Source organism: uncultured Aquimarina sp. (assembly GCF_947496855.1).
GTDB lineage: Bacteria > Bacteroidota > Bacteroidia > Flavobacteriales > Flavobacteriaceae > Aquimarina.
Genome location: NZ_CANMED010000002.1, coordinates 138,971 through 159,638, shown reverse-complemented (window position 1 = coordinate 159,638; position 20,668 = coordinate 138,971). Strand labels below are relative to the sequence as shown.

General features: G+C 38.9%; 12 protein-coding genes. 2 read left to right on the top strand and 10 right to left on the bottom strand.

Annotated features, from left to right (window positions below):
- Positions 1 to 81: 81 nt before the first annotated feature.
- The gene (gpmI, locus tag Q0921_RS06670; protein ID WP_299255192.1) at positions 82 to 1,599 is read right to left on the bottom strand and encodes a 2,3-bisphosphoglycerate-independent phosphoglycerate mutase; all 1,518 of its coding nucleotides are present in this window, start codon (positions 1,597 to 1,599) and stop codon (positions 82 to 84) included.
- A 500-nt stretch (positions 1,600 to 2,099) separates the two neighbouring features.
- Between gpmI and Q0921_RS06665 the strand changes: the two genes are divergently transcribed.
- Positions 2,100 to 2,480, top strand: coding sequence for an ankyrin repeat domain-containing protein (locus Q0921_RS06665; RefSeq protein WP_299255189.1), 381 nt, complete (start codon positions 2,100 to 2,102; stop codon positions 2,478 to 2,480).
- A gap of 57 nt (positions 2,481 to 2,537) precedes the next feature.
- Here the strand turns inward: Q0921_RS06665 and Q0921_RS06660 are convergent, their stop codons facing one another.
- The 9 genes from Q0921_RS06660 to Q0921_RS06620 form a co-directional block, all read right to left on the bottom strand.
- The gene (locus Q0921_RS06660; protein WP_299255186.1) at positions 2,538 to 3,305 is read right to left on the bottom strand and encodes a M48 family metalloprotease; all 768 of its coding nucleotides are present in this window, start codon (positions 3,303 to 3,305) and stop codon (positions 2,538 to 2,540) included.
- 171 nt (positions 3,306 to 3,476) lie between these two features.
- Positions 3,477 to 3,962, bottom strand: coding sequence for a CAP domain-containing protein (locus tag Q0921_RS06655; protein ID WP_299255183.1), 486 nt, complete (start codon positions 3,960 to 3,962; stop codon positions 3,477 to 3,479).
- A 51-nt stretch (positions 3,963 to 4,013) separates the two neighbouring features.
- Entirely contained in the window at positions 4,014 to 4,739 is a 726-nt protein-coding gene (locus Q0921_RS06650; RefSeq protein WP_299255180.1) for a M15 family metallopeptidase, read from the bottom strand.
- A 158-nt stretch (positions 4,740 to 4,897) separates the two neighbouring features.
- Entirely contained in the window at positions 4,898 to 5,446 is a 549-nt protein-coding gene (locus tag Q0921_RS06645) for a ClpP family protease (protein ID WP_299255177.1), read from the bottom strand.
- Positions 5,447 to 5,648: 202 nt separating this feature from the next.
- A complete protein-coding gene (locus Q0921_RS06640; protein WP_299255174.1) occupies positions 5,649 to 7,133 on the bottom strand; it encodes a hypothetical protein in 1,485 nt (494 codons plus the stop codon).
- A gap of 155 nt (positions 7,134 to 7,288) precedes the next feature.
- Positions 7,289 to 8,470: a gliding motility-associated C-terminal domain-containing protein gene (locus Q0921_RS06635; protein ID WP_299255171.1), complete on the bottom strand. Its 1,182-nt coding sequence runs from the start codon at positions 8,468 to 8,470 to the stop codon at positions 7,289 to 7,291.
- A 403-nt stretch (positions 8,471 to 8,873) separates the two neighbouring features.
- Entirely contained in the window at positions 8,874 to 12,659 is a 3,786-nt protein-coding gene (locus tag Q0921_RS06630) for a Calx-beta domain-containing protein (protein WP_299255168.1), read from the bottom strand.
- A gap of 7 nt (positions 12,660 to 12,666) precedes the next feature.
- A complete protein-coding gene (locus Q0921_RS06625; RefSeq protein WP_299255165.1) occupies positions 12,667 to 13,641 on the bottom strand; it encodes a hypothetical protein in 975 nt (324 codons plus the stop codon).
- Between the two features lie 67 nt (positions 13,642 to 13,708).
- Complete coding sequence (locus Q0921_RS06620; protein ID WP_299255162.1) at positions 13,709 to 13,954, bottom strand: hypothetical protein; 246 nt, start codon at positions 13,952 to 13,954, stop codon at positions 13,709 to 13,711.
- A 350-nt stretch (positions 13,955 to 14,304) separates the two neighbouring features.
- Between Q0921_RS06620 and Q0921_RS06615 the strand changes: the two genes are divergently transcribed.
- Entirely contained in the window at positions 14,305 to 20,202 is a 5,898-nt protein-coding gene (locus tag Q0921_RS06615; protein ID WP_299255159.1) for a hypothetical protein, read from the top strand.
- The last annotated feature ends 466 nt before the right edge of the window (positions 20,203 to 20,668 follow it).

Sequence of the window (20,668 nt, the reverse complement as noted above, 5' to 3'; positions counted from 1 at the left end):
TATACTAAAATGAAATTTTGGATATAAAAAAACAGCCACACTAAATGTGTGACTGCTAGATAACTTTAGAAAATTATATGTTTATTTAATTAGTGACTTTTGAGTCATAGCTGTAGGTTGATCTACTCCTATAAGCTCTAGAATTGTAGGTGCAATATCACCTAATACTCCATCTTTTATTTGTATCCGATCATTGTCAATAAAGATAATCGGAACAGGATTCGTTGTATGAGCGGTATGTGGTGATCCATCGGGATTAATCATTGTTTCACAATTCCCATGATCTGCAATTAATATGGTACTATATCCATTTTCTAATCCGGTTGTTATTACATCCTTCACGCATTCATCTACTGCTTCACAAGCTTTGATAGCTGCTTCCATAACTCCGGTATGACCCACCATATCACCATTAGCAAAATTAAGACAGATAAAATCGGTTTCTCCTTTTTGTAATTCAGGTATAAGAGCATCCTTTAATTCATAGGCACTCATTTCTGGCTTTAGATCATAGGTAGCTACTTTTGGAGAATTTCTAAGAATCCTGGATTCACCTTCAAAAGGTTCTTCTTGTCCACCAGAAAAGAAAAAGGTAACGTGTGGATATTTTTCGGTTTCTGCAATACGAATTTGTTTTTTTCCAGCCTTGGATAAAACTTCTCCTAAGGTTTCTGTAATATTATCTTTATTATAGATTACTTGGATTCCATCAAAATTTTCATCATAATTAGTCATAGTTACATAATACAACGGTAATTTATGAGTGTTGTATTCATGCATATCTGATTGAGATAACATTTCTGTAAGCTCTCGACCTCTATCTGTTCTAAAATTAAAAAATATTACTACATCATCATCTTTAATTGTAGCGGTAGGAGATCCGTTTTCTTCCATCACAATTGGTTTTATAAATTCATCAGTAATGTTGTCACGATAGTTTTTCTGGATGCTCTCGATGGCATTAGTGCTGGATTCTCCGATTCCGTTAACGAGAAGATCATACGCTAGTTTTACACGTTCCCATCTTTTGTCACGATCCATTGCATAATATCTCCCTATTATAGAGGCTAATTTACCTGTAGATTCAGTCATATGTTTCTGAATAGCTGCAATATGATTTATTCCTGATCTTGGATCTACATCACGACCATCTGTAAAAGCGTGTAAAAAAACATTTTCTAGTCCCTTAGAATTTGCTACATCTAATAATCCTTTTATATGATTAATATGTGAATGAACGCCACCATCACTCACTAACCCTAATAGATGAATGTTTTTATTGTTTTCCTTAGCATAATTAAGTGCATCTATCAGTGTTTGTTCATTTTTTAATGTATCATTTTTGATAGCCAGATTAATTTTGGCTAAATCCTGATACACAATTCTTCCAGCTCCAAGATTCATGTGACCTACTTCGCTATTTCCCATCTGTCCATCAGGCAGACCTACATGAAGACCATCAGTTCTTAAAGCTGCATTAGGGTATTTTGTGTATAAACTATCTATAAATGGGGTTTCAGCATGATCTATAGCAGAAACTTTAGGATCTGGAGATGTTCCCCATCCATCCAAAATCATTAAGATTACTTTTTTGTTCATTTTCTCTATGTGATTTGATATTTTTCAATCATCTATGTTAGTGATTGTTGAAAAGCATAACAAGAAGCTAAATTACGATATAGAATAGAAGCACCCAAAAATCAATAAACCTCCATTGCATATTTGATTAAGTTCCAACAATTTGTTTGGATATTTTTTTGAGAAACTATTAATGGATTCTTATAGTTCAGGTTTAAAATGGATTATTCTTAGAATTTACTTTGTTTTAATGATGATAATTTAATTCTTTTAAAAATGAAAAAGATGATCATATACTATTCTAATACTCGCTTAAAAAATTAATCTATTTCACTGATGTCTAAATTGAAAATCTCCAATACATTTTAAAAATGTTAATTTTCACAAAACGTTATCAGAATATTTTGTTATTGATTGGTTAAAGTTGTGTTATTTTCATTTTGTCGTGTAACAAATATAGAGTACCATAAGTCTTGTAATTATAGAAAGCTAATAATCATAACTTAATAAATTACAACATCATGAGAAAAACAATTGTAACTGCATTGACTGTAATGTTCATCACATCTGCTAGCTTTGCAACCGAAAAAAAAATGACGACGAATAGTCATAATTATGAACTTATTACGAATCAAGTAAGTACTTTTTGCATGGCAATAGTAAAAGGTGAAACTGACACAGTAAAGAAAATGATAGAACTAGGAAGCGATGTAAATAAAAAATCAGAAGGAATGACTCCATTAATGTATGCTGCTCGGTATAACAGGGTTGATATCATTAAAGTTTTAGTAAAAAAAGGCGCTAAGGTTAAAGCAAGAGATAGTAAAGGTAATACTGCAATGAAATTTGCGAAATTATCCAATGCTAAAGAAGCTATTGCTCTTTTGGAAGAACTATCATAATATTTTAAAAATTTAAATTATTAAAACTTCGCTTATAGGCTTTCTAAGCGAAGTTTTTTATTCTCCACTGTATTCTTTTATCGCTTCCTGAATTTTTTCTATACGATTATCAGGGTCTGGATGCGTACTCTGAAATTCTGGAGTACGATTAGGGCCAGCAGCATTTTTTAGAATTTGCATAACACCAATCATTTCCTGTGGATTATAACCAGAATTGATCATAAACAAAACGCCTAATTTGTCACTTTCTAATTCGTCATCTCTACCATTACCCAAAAGTACATTTTGTCCTATTCCATTTACGAGCCCTCCAGCATCGGCACCAACAGAAGCTCCGGTAGAAATAGTTTTCCAAAACTCATGTTCCGCTATTCGTTCTGCAGAATGTCTACCTAATACGTGTCCAATTTCATGCCCCAGCACACCTGCTAGTTGATCCTCATTCTGTAATTTAGAATAAAGAGCAAAAGTTATAAATATTTGTCCTCCGGGTAGCGCAAATGCATTGATCGTATTAGGGTCAGCTAAAAGATGAAACTCATATTGGTAAGGTGATTGTCTTGCCATGGTATTTGTGATAAGCTTACTTCCTATATTATCTACATAATTTTGGAGTTTTTGATCTGGATAAAGACCACCATGTTGTCTGGTTATCTCTGGTTCACTCTGAAGTCCTATTGCTATTTCCTGATCAGTGGTCATATTTATATTTTGGACTCTATCAGTATACTCATTAAGGGTTTTATTGTTACACTTTTTAAAGAAGGCAAAAGCCACAATAGCAACTCCTATCAGTATTCTTATTTTTAATCCACCACGTCTCATGGAGTAAGTTTTTAGTTAATATACATATGTTTTTAGTATTCATAAAGTTACTAAATATAAAAGTTGCTTACCAATAAATGCAAAAATAACATTTTTGATAAGCAACCACTAGAGGTGTCGTGTTTTGGTTATTGAACACAAATAATGCTAATTAGCATAGCAGATGTAAGCTTAACGATAAAAAAGTTGGGTATAATAATACTTCCCATCTTGATCTTTTATTGCAGAAATACCAGTATACATATAATTACCTTCTATATTTTCTTTGTGTCCGGAACTATTAAGCCATCCATTTACAACACTTTGTGCATCCGTATAAAACCTAGCTACATTTTCTGCTGTTCCTGTTGCATTCTCTTGATCACTTAAAGCGTTTCCTCTTTGATTAAAATTATCATGATTGATCTGATTTACAGAAATCATATATTTAGTATGATCAATAGCTAATTGTTCTGCTGTTCCATTTTTAGATAAAGTGGATAACCCTAAACCATCACGATGTTGATTGACAAGTGCTAATATAGCATCAGAAATATTAGTTTCATTCGTAAGTCCACTTGTTTCTGCATCTGTTATTTCACCATCATCTTCAGAGGAACATGAGTATATTGTTGTGATAATCAGTGTTATGTATAATAATTTAAAAATATTTTTCATAATATATGGGGCTTTTATATTATAACTAAAAGAAATTAGTTTTAGTATATGTTACAATAATTTAGGATTAATGTCTAATACGTTTTGATCCATATATTGTTGTATGAATTCTGAAGTGAAATTAGAGCTACCCATTAATACTGTCTTTTGCAATTCAGATTTAATATCAAGTTTTTTAAATTCTTTAAGCATTGGCACTGATAATGGCGCGTAGGAGTAATGCCATGGTTCATATTTAAATCCTTTCCTATCTTTTTTGTTTGTATAAACAAGATAGAAGCCAAAATTGTTGGCGTTATGATCCATCCAGGTTTTGAATCTAGTAAAAGGTCCTTCATTAAGAAAATGCTTTTCTAAAAGCACACTTTTAGGTTGTTTAACACTTCCGTCAACAATATCGAGATCTGTACCCCAATGATGACGCGAAGTACCAGGAATGGTAGAGTATTCAATTATTTTATGAATTGCTTTTGTAGGTGATAATCCACTCGCAGTATATCTTTCATATTTGCGTTCCCAAATACGATTTTGATGTTTATAATCTCTATAACTGGAAACAACTTTAAGTTTAATACCTTGCTCTAAAGCTGCACTTTTCATTTTTAAAAAAGCTTGATGCGCTTTTTTACGTAGTTTATGTCCTTCGCCAATAAGTGTAGGGTTTCCTTTTCCCATAAGATCACCTTTGGTATATTGCGACTGAAAATCAGCAAATGATATAGAAGATAATCCCACCAGTCCCATCGCACTTACTTGAATAAATTTTTTTCTTTGCATTATCGGTAAAATTATCTTTTAGAGTAGAAAATGATTTTTATAATGTTTCTGTAATTTAATAAATTAAAACGAAATGTCGCAACTATATTGCTAGAATATTGCTGCGACATTTTATAATTTTTTAGAAATAAATTACTGTCTCTTATAGAATTTTATGTCTATGAAAGTATACCATCTACAATACCATATTCCAGAGATTCATCTGCATCCAACCAATAATCACGGTTAAAATCTTTCAATACTTTATCAATATCTTGACCGCAATTATCTGCTAGGATTTGAGCGCTCAATTCTTTAGTCTTTAAAATTTCTGAAGCCTGAATTTCGATATTAGAAGCCTGACCTCTAGCTCCACCACTGGGTTGGTGTATCATTACTTTAGCGTGAGGTTGGATAAATCGACGTCCTTTTGCGCCTACGCTTAAAAGAATAGATCCCATAGATGCTGCTAATCCGGTACAGATTGTAGATACAGGACTTTTTAAAGCTTTAATAGTATCATACATAGCGAATCCTGATGTTACATAACCTCCAGGACTATTAATGTATAATTTTATTTCTTCATTACTAATCATATCCAGATACATCAATCTGTCAATTACATGTTTAGCTGATTTATCATCGACTTGACCCCATAGAAAAACACTACGCTCTTCTAGAAATTTTTTGTCTATTATATCCTGAATTTTTCCTGATTTCTCTTTCATTTGATTTATTATTATATTTCTAATTGTAGTTAAAAGTATAATTATTTTTGATAAATAACGGTATACATTTTTATCATTTCATAAAATTTTATAATTGAAATTTTAAATGTAAAGAATTACGTTCTTTTAATCTTGACTTTAAATACTGTTAGGATGGTTGCAATCTGAATAATTAAACTATTACCTTTTTATTGTTTGTGGATTATAATTTTTTTATCGTCATTCCTGTAGCTTGACCAATTATAGTAATATCAATAGTATTATTAGAGTTTACACCTCTTATTTTGATTCCATAACTTTGAAATGCACTTAAACTTAAAATCATTTTTCTACTTGCGTTAGCATATCTATTAGCATTGTTTCCTCCTGGTATTGAAAAAATAGTCCCCGTATTTGCTATAGGATTTGTGTTTTCACTCACGACTACTTCAAAGGATGGTCTGTTAGCATTTTCATCTTTTATGACACTAACTGTATAAGAAACTTCATAAATTCCTGTCTCCGTTATTTGAACCTGATCATTAGCTATATTATTTATAGAGCCACTAGATACTCTAGCGGTGTTAAGTGGAATTTGAAAACCATTATTATTGAATCCATTAACAGATATGTCTGAATTAGTGGTATTGTATTTATCTACATATGTAAGATTTGACGAAGTCCCGCCTCCTCCTGAAAGATTACTAATTAAGTGCCAGTTGGCACCATCACTTTGAACAGTTATTACAGTATTGGCGGATATTGTTGTTTGCCCTGCATTAGAAAGATCTTGATATGAAGAAATGGTAATCGTCGCTCCTGTGTGATTTTTAAGAATATATACGCGTCCGTTACAGGTATTTGCATTGGGTAATGTAATCATATGATTACCTCCAATAATTACAGTATGGTGATCTTCATCTAAAGTTAGGTTTCCTGTGGTAGTTATTAGAGATTGTGCAACAGATCCATTTACTTGAAGTGTAGAAGTGGCCAAACTACCTGTGTTAATACCTACACGAGGTTTAGCAGTTAAAGCATCTGCACTTCCTTGAATACGCATTAACTCTTTAAGAGTTTGATCCCTATAATCAAATCTTTTAAAAATAAAAGGTTCCAATCCGTCATCACCAACTATAAATTCAACTTCACCTTGATTATTAATTCCTCTTGATCCAATTTCAAAGAAATCAGTTCCTGCAGCACTTCCTTTAAGTCTAAAATTACCATCCGAATTTGTGAAAAACATTGGTTTATAAAAAGATGCTGCTGCTGCTGCAAATTGAAGGGCCGAAATTGTTCCATCTCCATTAACATAGACCAAAGGTTGGTTGCCATCATCATAGTCGGCAAATCCCTGGGTTAACCCTAATGTACCTCTACGACCAAACTGCAAAAGAGGTAAGTTATCTGATCGAATCTCCATTTTGACATCATCTTGATGCCCTAAAAAAGAAGTATTAGGTAATCCTAAATTACCATCTACTAACCAATTGTCATTAGCTGTAGAAACCCAATTGGTGCCATCAAAGACAAAAATTTTGTCTTCTTCAAGATTGTATAAAATAGCGCCTGTTGCAGCTCCTGTTACTCCATTCATTTCTGCGGTAGTTGCGGCGGTTGGTAACCCCATAACTGAACCCGCATCTATTTGAGCAGATACTTGTGTTAGAAATAGAAGGAGTATAACAAATAGTAGTGTTTTCATATAACATTATCGAGATATAAAATTACATCTAAGAAAGTAGAATGAATTTTTAAGAAAGCAACTAAATTAATATTTTTCCCCGATTTTTCTTTAAAATATTTAAAATATTCTAATCGAGAGTTAGGTGATCTAAATTGTATGATATAGAATGATTTTTATCTTGTGATATACAAATACCCAGCTCTATCTTTTGTTCCTTTAACGTTTAAAACATAATAATAAGTTCCTGCAGGTAATTCTTCTCCTCTAGCAATCGTAGCTCTTCCTTCAGAAATACCATTAAAACCTTCTGAAGTTTGTTGTACTTCGTGATATGCATTTCGATTATATACTAAAACTCCCCAACGATTGTATACGAATAATTCATTATCTGGATATTGTACTAATCCTTGTATTACAAAAGTATCGTTGAAACCATCTCCATTAGGTGAAACTGCTGTAAAAACTTCTAAATCACCATCTAATATTACACCAGAAGTACCAAAGGTAAGTACCACATAATCATCAGGGATAATTAAGTCAGAGGTGATTTCGCCGGTGTCAAGATCTCCGGTTACTGTAGTGTTTCCAAGATTAACCCATTGTTCTAAATTTGGATCCCATCCTACTACTCTTAGATCCGTTAAATCATTGACTAAAGTTGGGATATTACTATTGGTATCCCAAGTTAGTGTTACTCTAGTTCCCTGATCTCCATCAACATCCCAAAACTCAAAAATACTAATTCCAAATAATAAATCTCCAAAGCTATTAGTGTCAAAGTTACCTGGAAAGAAGTTTGGGAAATTTGGGTTTTCAAAGAAATAAGCCGCTCGAGCAGTATTATTAGCTGCTTCACTTTCTATACGTGCAGGTCTATGACGAAAATCATCACCAATAGGAAATGAAAAATCAAGCTGACCAGTTATTGTAGCATAACCATCAACATAACGATCATTGTTTTCTCCTAAATAAGGAGCATCATTAAGGTAATCTAAAGAAATATTTATTTGATCTCTTGGTGTAAAAACTCTTCCGTTTGTGAATTCCTGAAAATTAGTAACACCTACGGGAACTTCCAGAAATAAATCATCTAATACATCAATTTCCATATCATGGAAAATTGGGCGATTAGTTCCAGAAATTGTTAGACTATTTTGATTGAAGAAACCAGTAAATCCAACGTTTTGATCGAAATTTCCATCATTGATCAAATCTAGGTGAAATCCTACTTGACCTTGGTCATGTATTTGAATGTCTCCATAGTTATGAAAAGCTTGTTGAGAGAATATCGTTAAGTTGATACTTAACAAACATATGACGATTATATATGTAAGGTTTTTGTTTTTGGGGAACATTAATTATGGTTTTAAAGTAATATTGTTACGCGAATATAAGTAAAAAAAACAAAAATAATTGTTTTTATTTTACGTTTTTACCGTAATTAATCGATTAAATACACTTAATAATCGATTAAATGCATTTTAATGGTGTAATCTGTCAGTCTAGTAGGATAATTTAGATTTTTGAAATAAGGGAAATTTTAGTTTATAATAATCCCTTAAATTCGTTTTTAAGAAGGTCGGCAAGTATTCTTTGCACTGAGATTGGTTTTCCCGATGTGAGATACGGTAATTTTTCTATTAGAAGATTTTTCATTATGACGATGTTTTAATTTATTATTTTATTATTTTACTTGTTAAGTATAATTAGAGCAAAATGAGGGTATTTTTATTTTGTAATTCAATTCGTTGTATGCTTTTAATTGGGATTTACTCTGAATGTTATTCTTCTGTTTGTAATAACTGTTCCTACGCCAACGGCAAAACCATTTCCAAATTCAGAGGTAGAGTTAGATACCGTAGCAGTAGAGGTAATGATACTTCCTGGTGGAATTGCAGATCCTAAAGATATATTAATGTTAAACCTATTAGTATTATCTGTATTACCATCGTTACCAGTGTATAGGGATGTCGTATTATCTATATCAGCACCACTTCCTTCTATACCTGAACCTAAATATACTTGACCTTCTCCATAATCTTGTGTCAAACCTAATTGATTATCTCCTACAGTAGCTGTTCCTTGATTAATATCTGTGAGAAAAACTTCTATAGTTGCTCCGGGACGTGCCCAACCAATAATTCTCAAAGTGGTTCCAAAAATAGTTGCCGATTCAAAAATGGGAAAGTTAAGGCTACCATTTGGTCCTACATCAATATCACCAATATCATTGATGGTAACACCATCATTTGCAATATCTATACCTAATGCATCCGCAACTGTTCCATTAGTATATATAGAATTTTGAGAAATTAAATTTCCAGATGTTATTCCACCTGTTAGTGTTATACCAGATCCTGCATTAGTGTTAATTATATTATTAGTAATTGACGAATTATCTTGTGCTAAATTGATACCACTAAGTTGTGCACAACCAGTATCACTACCAGCGGTAGTTATTGTATTTTCTGTAATTATTACATTACCTTGGTTATCAAAAATTCCAGTGGATGCCGAGCTATTTATAAGATTGTTTTGTATCGTAACTCCGCTTCCGTTATTAATTCTGATATTGAATTCACAATTTCTAAATCCATTATTCGTAATATGATTGTTTTGAATAAGGGTTGATGTCCCACCATTAACAGAAATTCCAAAATCAGTATTTGAAGCAATATAATTCCCATCAATGGTGACTGTTCCATCATTAATTTCGAATCCATCATCGACATAACTCCCTACACCAACAGGACCAACTACTCCCAGAGCATTTACTCCTAATAAATTCTCAGTAATTAGATTTCCTGTACCCGAATCCTGACGTATAGCTCTTCTATTTCCTCCATAAACAGCAAGATTTCTAATCACAGTATTTGAAGCTTGTAATTGTATAACATCGCCATTATTACTTCGCACCTGTATTTCGGGTAAATCATAATTTGGCAAAGTGCTTGCCGAAACACCAACATTGGTTCCGCCAGACCCAATAGTTCCTGTATTAGTATCTCCTGAATATGCTGTTTGCGTTCGACCATCGATATGCGTAGCATCATCTGTAATCGCATCAAGAGGATCACTATTGGGTAAATCAATATCAAAAAATCCACTGGCAAAATTGACATCGGCAGTTCTAACTAAAGGATCTCCGGTAGGAGGAATCATAAAGATAGAAGTGTCTTCTCCAGAAGCTGGATCAAAAATACTATTTGCCTCAATATCTAATCCTGTTTCATCTAGATTATTAGCATTAATAATGAACTGACCTAATGACCCCTGCCCATCGGCATTGGTATTGACGATAGTATTAAAGTTAAAACCAAAATCTACATCTACAGCCCCTTCATTTTCTATAGTAATTGTAGAGACAGTTTGTGAACCGGCAAGAGTACCTGCTGCTACATCTTGATTAGCAGGATTAGCACCGCCAATTTCATTTATTACTGTTCCAAGTGCATTCGCGGCGTATGTAGATCTAAATGTTTGGATAGGTAAGCAACTACAAGCACCGCCACCTCCTCTGGTTGAACGCACTGTGTTATTAACTATACGTAAGCTATAGGTTCCATTTGCCATACCACCAATATTATACCCTCCATTTACATCGGTAATATCAGAGTCTATCAAAGTACCAGTATTATCATAGAGTTCTACTGTTGCACCTTCTATGCCTATACCTGAAGCTGTTGCAAGATCCCGGCCAGCACCTCCTGGATAGTTAACATCCTCATAAACAGTACCGGTTATTAAATTACTAGGGACTTTTAATAAAACTGAATTAAGTAAGACAAAATCACCACCAGTTTGAATATTAGTAGTGGCGGTGGTTTCTCCTTGTGTAATTAATGAAGATATATCATAAGTGTCCAGATCAAAACCAAATAAAGAAGAATCATTTATAGGTGGATCAGGGGGAATAGGAGTATCATCGTATATTGTAGAGTTGAATACACTTTCCAGAGGCGGTATATTGTTTCCATCTCCTGTAAGGTTAGTTGTTCCTGCTGTTGTTGTAATAGATATTACCTCATTTCCTGTTCGTTGTGGATCTCCTTCCCAAGATAAAACAGAAGTTTTAGATCCTGCAGAGCCAATCGCAAAAAAACCACTTAACGTATAATTTGTAGTGGTATTCACCTGGCCATCAAAACCATTATACATATTAATACTCACAGCAGGTAGCGCAGGATTTGTATAAAAAATATACAATGCCCATCCTCCAAATACTGCAGTACTACTACAATAAGTAAAAATATCATCAGTGGTGTCAATGCTCAGACCAGAAAAATCATAGGTATTTGTTGAAGGATCTGGAATACTTTGAACTATAGAAGTTACATCACTTACCATACCATGATAAATACCAAAAGCTGCATTAACTAAATCGGCTGTAACTGCCTGTCCTTCAAAGAGAACTACATCATCTGCAGCTGTGCTTGAGTGAGCCCAAGTTAAATATGCTTTTTCTATTGTTGATCCTACTGGTATTTCAGTGGTTAATGTATTCGAAGAAGAAGTTGTAATAGCACAAGGATCACCTGTTTCGTCTTCAGTTCTCAAAGTTCCCGCAGTTAGCGCATAATCGTAATATCCATTAAACTCATCAAATAAAGTGAGGATAATATCATCATTTATGGGAGTATCACCATCATCATTTATTGTAATGATTCCATTTTGCATTGCCACTGACGCATTGCTTATATTGCTAAGGTTTACAAAAAAGGTTTCATCATTTTCTCCAAAAGTATTATTTATAATGGGAACTGTAAATGTTTGTGGTTCATTAAGGTTTCCAACAAAGTTTAAAGTACCTGAAGATGTAACGTAATCAGAATCCGCAAAAGCAGTATTGTTTACGGTGTTATAATCTACACTAAATCCCCCAGGGGCAGTACCTCCGGTAAGACGAGCAGTAATAGTTGCAGTTCCTATATTTTCATTAAAGGTTTGATCAATAACAGCTACTGTAGGACCAAAAACAGCTGAAATTGTTAAATCATCAATAAGTGCAAATTCACCGTTTTCCCAATTACAAAAACCACATCCTCCATTATTTATAAATCTTATTGTTGTATTGGTAGAAATAAACCCGCTAATATCTTGACTAAAACTACCATTATTAGAACCTGTAAAAGATCCTATATTAGTAAAGTTAACACCATCATTGGATACTTGAATAGTTAATTCCTCTCCAGTTGCTCCGCCATCCAATCCGCTAGTTTGCCAGTCAAATGATAAAGTAGCAGAGGATGCTCCAGTAAGGTTAGCTGTCCTTCTTACATTTTCATCATTTACGAATAACCAATCGAATCTAAGATCACCACCAGTTACCCTAATAAATCCATTATTTGGACTATTATTGTCATTTGTTTCGATCCAGTTTCCTGCCCAATTTTGAGTTCCATTATTGTTGGCATACGATACAGTATTAAAATTGTCAATATATGTTTCTTGAGAAAATATAGTATTGGGAAATAAGTATATAATAATAATACTAATAATTATAAACTGAGGGACCCTTTTATGTAATTTCAATATTATACCCATATGCAGATTACTTTACAACAAACACTACATTAATTAATGAATTGAAATCAGGAGGTGTTCCTATAATATCATAAGTCATGACTCCCTCATTAACGCCTTCTCCTGTTCCACCAATTGAAATATTGTTAAATACAAAGGGGTCTGCATATGTCACATAATAATATAGTTCGTCTCTATTATATGAAGGTATTGCCCCAGGAGCTCCATTACTTGAAGCAGTTCTAGGAGTAACACCTCCTACCGGATCTGGAGTTAAAGAATATTGTTTCAGGTATTGATCATACAGATCTACTGTTCTCCCAGTTCCAGTTGATGATGCGTCAATAGCTATAGAAGGTGGATAAAAGATTCTGGAAGATTTAGTCGTGTTAGATTCTACAATATCACCATTACTATTTACTCCCAATAATTTTACAGAGGAGTCAGTACCTTCAAAGTTAGCAGGAGTTTGTCCGTACTGAGAAAACTCTATTTGATTATCGTTTTGAAGCGCTAATGTCTTAACTAAATCAGCAGGGTCACCTTCATTTCCTCCTGCATAAAAATCTAATCCATTATTGTTGCCACTAGCTCCACTTCCTAGGGCTATAGCTCCAGGGTAAGCATTTCCTGAGTTTCTGAATGCAATTCCTAATGCATTAGCATTATTCGTTCTTCTTAAAGTTAAGGTAGATCTAATATTAGCACCAGTGTCAAAATTTAGTTGATTAGTACCCATATCAACAGTTCTGTTACCTGTAAGTGTTCCATTAACGCTATATATGTTTTCGCCGTTAATTACTTGCCATCCAGTGCTGGTAAAACGGTATACTTGATCATCATCAAGATTATATACTAATGCTCCTATTTGCGGCCCTGTTATCCCATTGATTTCTGTGAAATCTGTAGCTGTTGGAAGACCTAGTAAATTACCAGCATCTATCTGTCCAACTAAACTAGATACATAAAAAATAAACAATAAATAAAAAAATATTTTTTTCATGTTTTTGATCTTGAAAATTTTGATCTATAGCTTACTAAATTTTAAAAAAATATTAACACGCTATAAATTAGGGTAACCTAATGATTGTAAACATAAACCCAAGGTCAGCTAAATCTAAGTTTGTTGTGCCGTTATCATTATCTCCTGCTCTTATTCTAAATCCAGTTGAGGAAATAGTAGAAGCTATATATCCAACTGTTGGGTCATCATAACCGCTTCCTCCATTATCAGGGCAATTACCACCACAGTCTTCAGGTGTTATCTGTATGATATAATTAGTGCTTCCAATATCAGGAAACGTAACATCAAACAATCCTTGACTTACACGCGTGATGGTTGCATTATAAACAGATTTAGAAGCGGTTCCACTTAATTCATCTGCATTATGTCTTCCAGCAGCATAAATAACAGGTGCATTTAGATAGGCTCCACCATCTGTTCCAACAGAAATTTGATTATTAGCATCACTACTTATTACATCTACTGTGTCCGCAGGTGGAGTACCACTTTCGTTAGTATATGTAATATCACCAGTAGAATTATCTTGAGATATGGTGGTTACAGTTTCATCAATATCAACAATCGTTCCTCCTGTGAAGTTTACAGTTGCAATTCTATTACCATTAATAACATTGGTTACACTTTCTATATAACTAGGCCCAGTTGGTCCTTGGTTTCCAGTTGGCCCTTGATTTCCTGTTGGTCCTTGGTTCCCCGTTGGCCCTTGGTTTCCTGTTGGTCCTTGGTTACCCGTTGGTCCTTGATTCCCTGTTGGCCCTTGGTTTCCAGTTGGTCCCTGGTTACCCGTTGGTCCTTGATTCCCTGTTGGTCCTTGGTTACCCGTTGGCCCTTGATTTCCTGTTGGTCCTTGGTTCCCTGTTGGTCCCTGGTTTCCAGTTGGCCCTTGATTTCCTGTTGGTCCTTGATTACCTGTTGGTCCTTGGTTTCCAGTTGGCCCTGTTGGTCCTTGGTTTCCAGTTGGTCCTTGATTTCCTGTTGGTCCTTGGTTACCCGTTGGTCCCTGGTTCCCTGTTGGTCCTTGATTTCCTGTTGGTCCCTGGTTTCCTGTCGGTCCTTGGTTACCCGTTGGTCCTTGATTACCTGTTGGTCCTTGGTTACCTGTTGGTCCCTGGTTCCCTGTCGGTCCTTGGTTTCCTGTCGGTCCTTGGTTTCCTGTTGATCCTTGATTACCTGTTGGTCCTTGGTTCCCAGTTGGTCCTTGATTACCAGTTGGCCCTTGGTTACCTGTTGGTCCCTGGTTCCCTGTCGGTCCTTGGTTTCCTGTTGGTCCTTGATTTCCTGTTGGTCCCTGGTTCCCTGTTGGTCCTTGGTTTCCAGTTGGTCCCTGGTTACCAGTTGGCCCTTGGTTCCCTGTTGGCCCTTGATTTCCAGTTGGTCCCTGGTTTCCAGTTGGCCCTTGGTTACCTGTTGGTCCTTGGTTACCTGTTGGTCCCTGGTTACCCGTTGGCCCTTGGTTCCCTGTTGGTCCTTGGTTTCCTGTTGGTCCCTGGTTCCCTGTTGGTCCCTGATTTCCTGTTGGTCCTTGATTACCCGTTGGTCCTTGGTTACCCGTTGGCCCTTGATTTCCTGTTGGCCCTTGGTTTCCAGTTGGTCCTTGATTACCAGTTGGCCCTTGATTTCCTGTTGGTCCTTGGTTACCTGTTGGTCCTTGGTTTCCAGTTGGCCCTGTTGGTCCTTGGTTTCCAGTTGGTCCTTGGTTACCCGTTGGTCCCTGGTTCCCTGTTGGTCCTTGATTTCCTGTTGGTCCCTGGTTTCCTGTCGGTCCTTGGTTACCCGTTGGTCCTTGATTACCTGTTGGTCCCTGGTTCCCTGTTGGTCCTTGATTTCCTGTCGGTCCTTGGTTTCCTGTTGGTCCTTGATTACCTGTTGGTCCTTGGTTCCCAGTTGGTCCTTGATTACCAGTTGGCCCTTGGTTACCTGTTGGTCCCTGGTTCCCTGTCGGTCCTTGGTTTCCTGTTGGTCCTTGATTTCCTGTTGGTCCCTGGTTCCCTGTTGGTCCTTGGTTTCCAGTTGGTCCCTGGTTACCAGTTGGCCCTTGGTTCCCTGTTGGCCCTTGATTTCCAGTTGGTCCCTGGTTTCCAGTTGGTCCTTGATTACCAGTTGGCCCTTGGTTACCTGTTGGTCCCTGGTTACCCGTTGGCCCTTGGTTCCCTGTTGGTCCTTGGTTTCCTGTTGGTCCCTGGTTCCCTGTTGGTCCCTGATTTCCTGTTGGTCCTTGATTACCCGTTGGTCCTTGGTTACCCGTTGGCCCTTGATTTCCTGTTGGCCCTTGGTTTCCAGTTGGTCCTTGATTACCAGTTGGCCCTTGATTTCCTGTTGGTCCTTGGTTACCCGTTGGCCCTTGGTTTCCTGTCGGTCCTTGGTTCCCTGTTGATCCTTGATTTCCTGTTGGTCCTTGATTTCCTGTTGGTCCCTGGTTTCCAGTTGGCCCTTGATTTCCTGTTGGTCCTTGATTCCCTGTTGGTCCCTGGTTTCCAGTTGGTCCTTGGTTCCCAGTTGGTCCTTGGTTCCCTGTTGGTCCTTGGTTACCCGTTGGTCCTTGATTCCCTGTTGGTCCCTGATTTCCTGTTGGCCCTTGATTTCCTGTTGGTCCTTGGTTCCCCGTTGGTCCTTGATTACCTGTTGGTCCCTGGTTCCCTGTTGGTCCTTGATTTCCAGTTGGTCCCTGGTTTCCAGTTGGTCCTTGGTTTCCTGTTGGCCCTTGATTTCCTGTCGGTCCTTGGTTACCCGTTGGTCCTTGATTTCCTGTTGGTCCTTGGTTCCCTGTTGGTCCTTGATTTCCAGTTGGTCCTTGGTTACCCGTTGGCCCTTGATTTCCAGTTGGTCCTTGGTTACCCGTTGGTCCCTGGTTTCCAGTTGGTCCTTGATTCCCTGTTGGTCCTTGGTTACCCGTTGGCCCTTGATTTCCAGTTGGTCCTTGGTTACCCGTTGGTCCCTGATTTCCTGTTGGTCCTTGGTTACCAGTTGGTCCCTGATTACCAGTTGGTCCCTGATTACCAGTTGGTCCTTGGTTACCCGTTGGCCCTTGATTACCCGTTGACCCTTGATTTCCTGTCGGTCCTTGATTCCCTGTTGGTCCTTGGTTACCCGTTGGTCCTTGATTACCTGTTGGTCCTGTTGGTCCTTGGTTCCCAGTTGGTCCTTGGTTCCCTGTTGGTCCTTGGTTACCCGTTGGTCCTTGATTCCCTGTTGGTCCCTGATTTCCTGTTGGCCCTTGATTTCCTGTTGGTCCTTGGTTCCCCGTTGGTCCTTGATTACCTGTTGGTCCCTGGTTCCCTGTTGGTCCTTGATTCCCTGTTGGCCCTTGATTACCTGTTGGTCCTTGGTTACCCGTTGGTCCCTGGTTACCTGTTGGTCCTTGGTTACCCGTTGGTCCCTGGTTACCTGTTGGTCCTTGGTTTCCAGTTGGCCCTGTTGGTCCTTGGTTTCCAGTTGGTCCTTGATTTCCTGTTGGCCCTTGGTTCCCTGTTGGCCCTTGGTTCCCTGTTGGTCCCTGGTTACCCGTTGGTCCTTGGTTTCCTGTTGGTCCCTGATTTCCTGTTGGCCCTTGATTCCCTGTTGGCCCCTGGTTTCCTGTTGGTCCTTGATTTCCTGTTGGTCCTTGATTACCAGTTGGCCCTTGGTTCCCTGTTGGCCCCTGGTTTCCAGTTGGTCCTTGGTTACCCGTTGGCCCTTGATTTCCTGTTGGCCCTTGGTTCCCTGTTGGTCCTTGGTTTCCTGTTGGTCCCTGGTTCCCTGTTGGTCCTTGGTTTCCAGTTGGTCCTTGATTTCCAGTTGGCCCTTGGTTCCCTGTTGGCCCTTGATTTCCTGTTGGTCCTTGATTACCAGTTGGTCCTTGATTCCCTGTTGGTCCCTGATTTCCTGTTGGCCCTTGGTTTCCTGTTGGCCCTTGGTTTCCTGTTGGTCCCTGATTTCCTGTTGGTCCTTGGTTACCCGTTGGTCCTTGGTTTCCAGTTGGTCCCTGATTTCCTGTTGGTCCCTGATTTCCTGTTGGTCCTTGGTTACCCGTTGGCCCTTGATTTCCTGTTGGCCCCTGATTTCCAGTTGGTCCTTGGTTACCTGTTGGTCCCTGGTTCCCTGTTGGTCCCTGATTCCCTGTTGGTCCTTGATTTCCTGTTGGCCCTTGGTTCCCTGTTGGCCCTTGGTTCCCTGTTGGTCCTTGGTTTCCTGTTGGTCCCTGGTTCCCTGTTGGTCCCTGATTTCCTGTTGGTCCTTGGTTACCCGTTGGTCCTTGATTACCAGTTGGCCCTTGGTTCCCTGTTGGCCCCTGGTTTCCAGTTGGTCCTTGGTTACCCGTTGGCCCTTGATTTCCTGTTGGTCCTTGGTTTCCTGTTGGCCCTTGATTTCCTGTTGGTCCTTGATTACCAGTTGGTCCTTGATTCCCTGTTGGTCCCTGATTTCCTGTTGGCCCTTGGTTTCCTGTTGGCCCTTGATTTCCTGTTGGTCCTTGGTTTCCAGTTGGTCCTTGATTTCCTGTTGGTCCTTGGTTTCCAGTTGGTCCTTGGTTACCCGTTGGTCCTTGATTTCCAGTTGGTCCTTGGTTACCCGTTGGCCCTTGATTTCCTGTTGGTCCTTGGTTTCCAGTTGGTCCCTGATTTCCTGTTGGCCCTTGATTTCCTGTCGGTCCTTGGTTCCCTGTTGGTCCTTGGTTACCCGTTGGCCCTTGATTTCCTGTTGGTCCTTGGTTTCCAGTTGGTCCTTGGTTTCCAGTTGGTCCCTGATTTCCTGTTGGTCCCTGATTTCCTGTTGGCCCTTGGTTACCCGTTGGTCCTTGATTTCCTGTCGGTCCTTGGTTTCCAGTTGGTCCTTGATTTCCAGTTGGCCCTTGATTTCCTGTTGGTCCTTGGTTTCCAGTTGGTCCCTGATTTCCTGTTGGCCCTTGATTTCCTGTCGGTCCTTGGTTCCCTGTTGGTCCTTGGTTTCCTGTTGGTCCCTGATTTCCTGTTGGTCCTTGGTTTCCAGTTGGCCCTTGATTCCCTGTTGGTCCCTGGTTTCCAGTTGGTCCTTGGTTTCCAGTTGGTCCTTGGTTCCCAGTTGGTCCTTGGTTCCCTGTTGGTCCTTGGTTACCCGTTGGTCCTTGATTCCCTGTTGGTCCCTGATTTCCTGTTGGCCCTTGATTTCCTGTTGGTCCTTGGTTCCCCGTTGGTCCTTGATTACCTGTTGGTCCCTGGTTCCCTGTTGGTCCTTGATTCCCTGTTGGCCCTTGATTACCTGTTGGTCCTTGGTTACCCGTTGGTCCCTGGTTACCCGTTGGTCCCTGGTTACCTGTTGGTCCTTGGTTTCCAGTTGGCCCTGTTGGTCCTTGGTTTCCAGTTGGTCCTTGATTTCCTGTTGGCCCTTGGTTCCCTGTTGGTCCCTGGTTTCCAGTTGGTCCTTGATTACCCGTTGGCCCTTGATTTCCTGTCGGTCCTTGGTTACCTGTTGGTCCTTGATTACCTGTTGGTCCTTGGTTACCAGTTGGCCCTTGGTTTCCAGTTGGTCCCTGGTTCCCCGTTGGTCCTTGATTCCCTGTTGGTCCTTGATTCCCTGTTGGTCCCTGGTTTCCAGTTGGTCCTTGGTTCCCAGTTGGTCCTTGGTTACCCGTTGGTCCCTGGTTTCCAGTTGGTCCTTGATTCCCTGTTGGTCCTTGGTTACCCGTTGGCCCTTGATTTCCAGTTGGTCCTTGGTTACCCGTTGGTCCCTGATTTCCTGTTGGTCCTTGGTTACCCGTTGGTCCCTGATTACCAGTTGGTCCCTGATTACCAGTTGGTCCTTGGTTACCCGTTGGCCCTTGATTTCCAGTTGGTCCCTGGTTTCCAGTTGGTCCCTGGTTTCCAGTTGGTCCTTGGTTTCCAGTTGGTCCTTGGTTTCCTGTTGGCCCTTGATTTCCTGTCGGTCCTTGGTTACCCGTTGGTCCTTGATTTCCTGTTGGTCCTTGATTTCCAGTTGGTCCTTGGTTACCCGTTGGCCCTTGATTTCCTGTTGGTCCTTGGTTACCCGTTGGTCCCTGGTTTCCAGTTGGTCCTTGATTCCCTGTTGGTCCTTGATTCCCTGTTGGTCCTTGGTTACCCGTTGGCCCTTGATTTCCAGTTGGTCCTTGGTTACCCGTTGGTCCCTGATTTCCTGTTGGTCCCTGGTTTCCTGTTGGTCCTTGGTTACCCGTTGGTCCCTGATTACCAGTTGGTCCCTGATTACCAGTTGGTCCTTGGTTACCCGTTGGCCCTTGATTTCCAGTTGGTCCCTGATTTCCTGTTGGTCCTTGGTTACCTGTTGGTCCCTGGTTTCCTGTTGGTCCTTGGTTTCCTGTTGGTCCTTGGTTTCCTGTTGGTCCCTGATTTCCTGTTGGCCCTTGATTTCCTGTTGGCCCTTGATTTCCTGTTGGTCCTTGGTTTCCAGTTGGTCCCTGGTTTCCAGTTGGTCCTTGGTTTCCTGTTGGTCCTTGGTTTCCTGTTGGTCCCTGATTTCCTGTTGGCCCTTGGTTTCCAGTTGGTCCCTGGTTTCCAGTTGGTCCCTGGTTCCCCGTTGGTCCTTGATTTCCTGTTGGTCCTTGGTTACCTATAGTTCCAATATTAGTTATAGAACCATCTTCTGCTGTATATGTAAACGTACCATCACCATTATCAACAAGCGTAGATATCGTTTCGGTAATACTCCCGCCTCCATTGGATAAGGTTATTGTATTTCCGGTTTGACTTAATATTTGTATTTCGTTAGTTGGGTCTGGATCTGGGTCATTAATGAGAGAGGTTAAATCAACCTGTCCTCCATTTTGAAGTGTTAGTATATTAGTATTGGTATCAAAACTTAATTGTTGATTATCATTTCCACTACATAAACTGTCCCATGTATTGTTGTTGAATTGAAAAACACAATTATCATCTAAATTATATACTAAGGCTCCATTTAGTGGAGTGATAGCATTCATTTGAGCAGTTGTTATTCTGGTAAGAACAAAAGCTTTGTCAATACTTTCCAATTCTAATATAGAGGAAGCGTCTATTTGATTAGGATTATCACCAACTTTTAC

Bases quoted from the DNA above. Each gene is read 5' to 3' on its own strand.
- Q0921_RS06635 (WP_299255171.1), bottom strand. From the start codon at position 8,470: ATGTTCCCCAAAAACAAAAACCTTACATATATAATCGTCATATGTTTG.
- Q0921_RS06660 (WP_299255186.1), bottom strand. From the start codon at position 3,305: ATGAGACGTGGTGGATTAAAAATAAGAATACTGATAGGAGTTGCTATT.
- Q0921_RS06655 (WP_299255183.1), bottom strand. From the start codon at position 3,962: ATGAAAAATATTTTTAAATTATTATACATAACACTGATTATCACAACA.
- Q0921_RS06630 (WP_299255168.1), bottom strand. From the start codon at position 12,659: ATGGGTATAATATTGAAATTACATAAAAGGGTCCCTCAGTTTATAATT.
- Q0921_RS06640 (WP_299255174.1), bottom strand. From the start codon at position 7,133: ATGAAAACACTACTATTTGTTATACTCCTTCTATTTCTAACACAAGTA.
- Q0921_RS06625 (WP_299255165.1), bottom strand. From the start codon at position 13,641: ATGAAAAAAATATTTTTTTATTTATTGTTTATTTTTTATGTATCTAGT.
- Q0921_RS06645 (WP_299255177.1), bottom strand. From the start codon at position 5,446: ATGAAAGAGAAATCAGGAAAAATTCAGGATATAATAGACAAAAAATTT.
- Q0921_RS06665 (WP_299255189.1), top strand. From the start codon at position 2,100: ATGAGAAAAACAATTGTAACTGCATTGACTGTAATGTTCATCACATCT.
- gpmI (WP_299255192.1), bottom strand. From the start codon at position 1,599: ATGAACAAAAAAGTAATCTTAATGATTTTGGATGGATGGGGAACATCT.
- Q0921_RS06650 (WP_299255180.1), bottom strand. From the start codon at position 4,739: ATGCAAAGAAAAAAATTTATTCAAGTAAGTGCGATGGGACTGGTGGGA.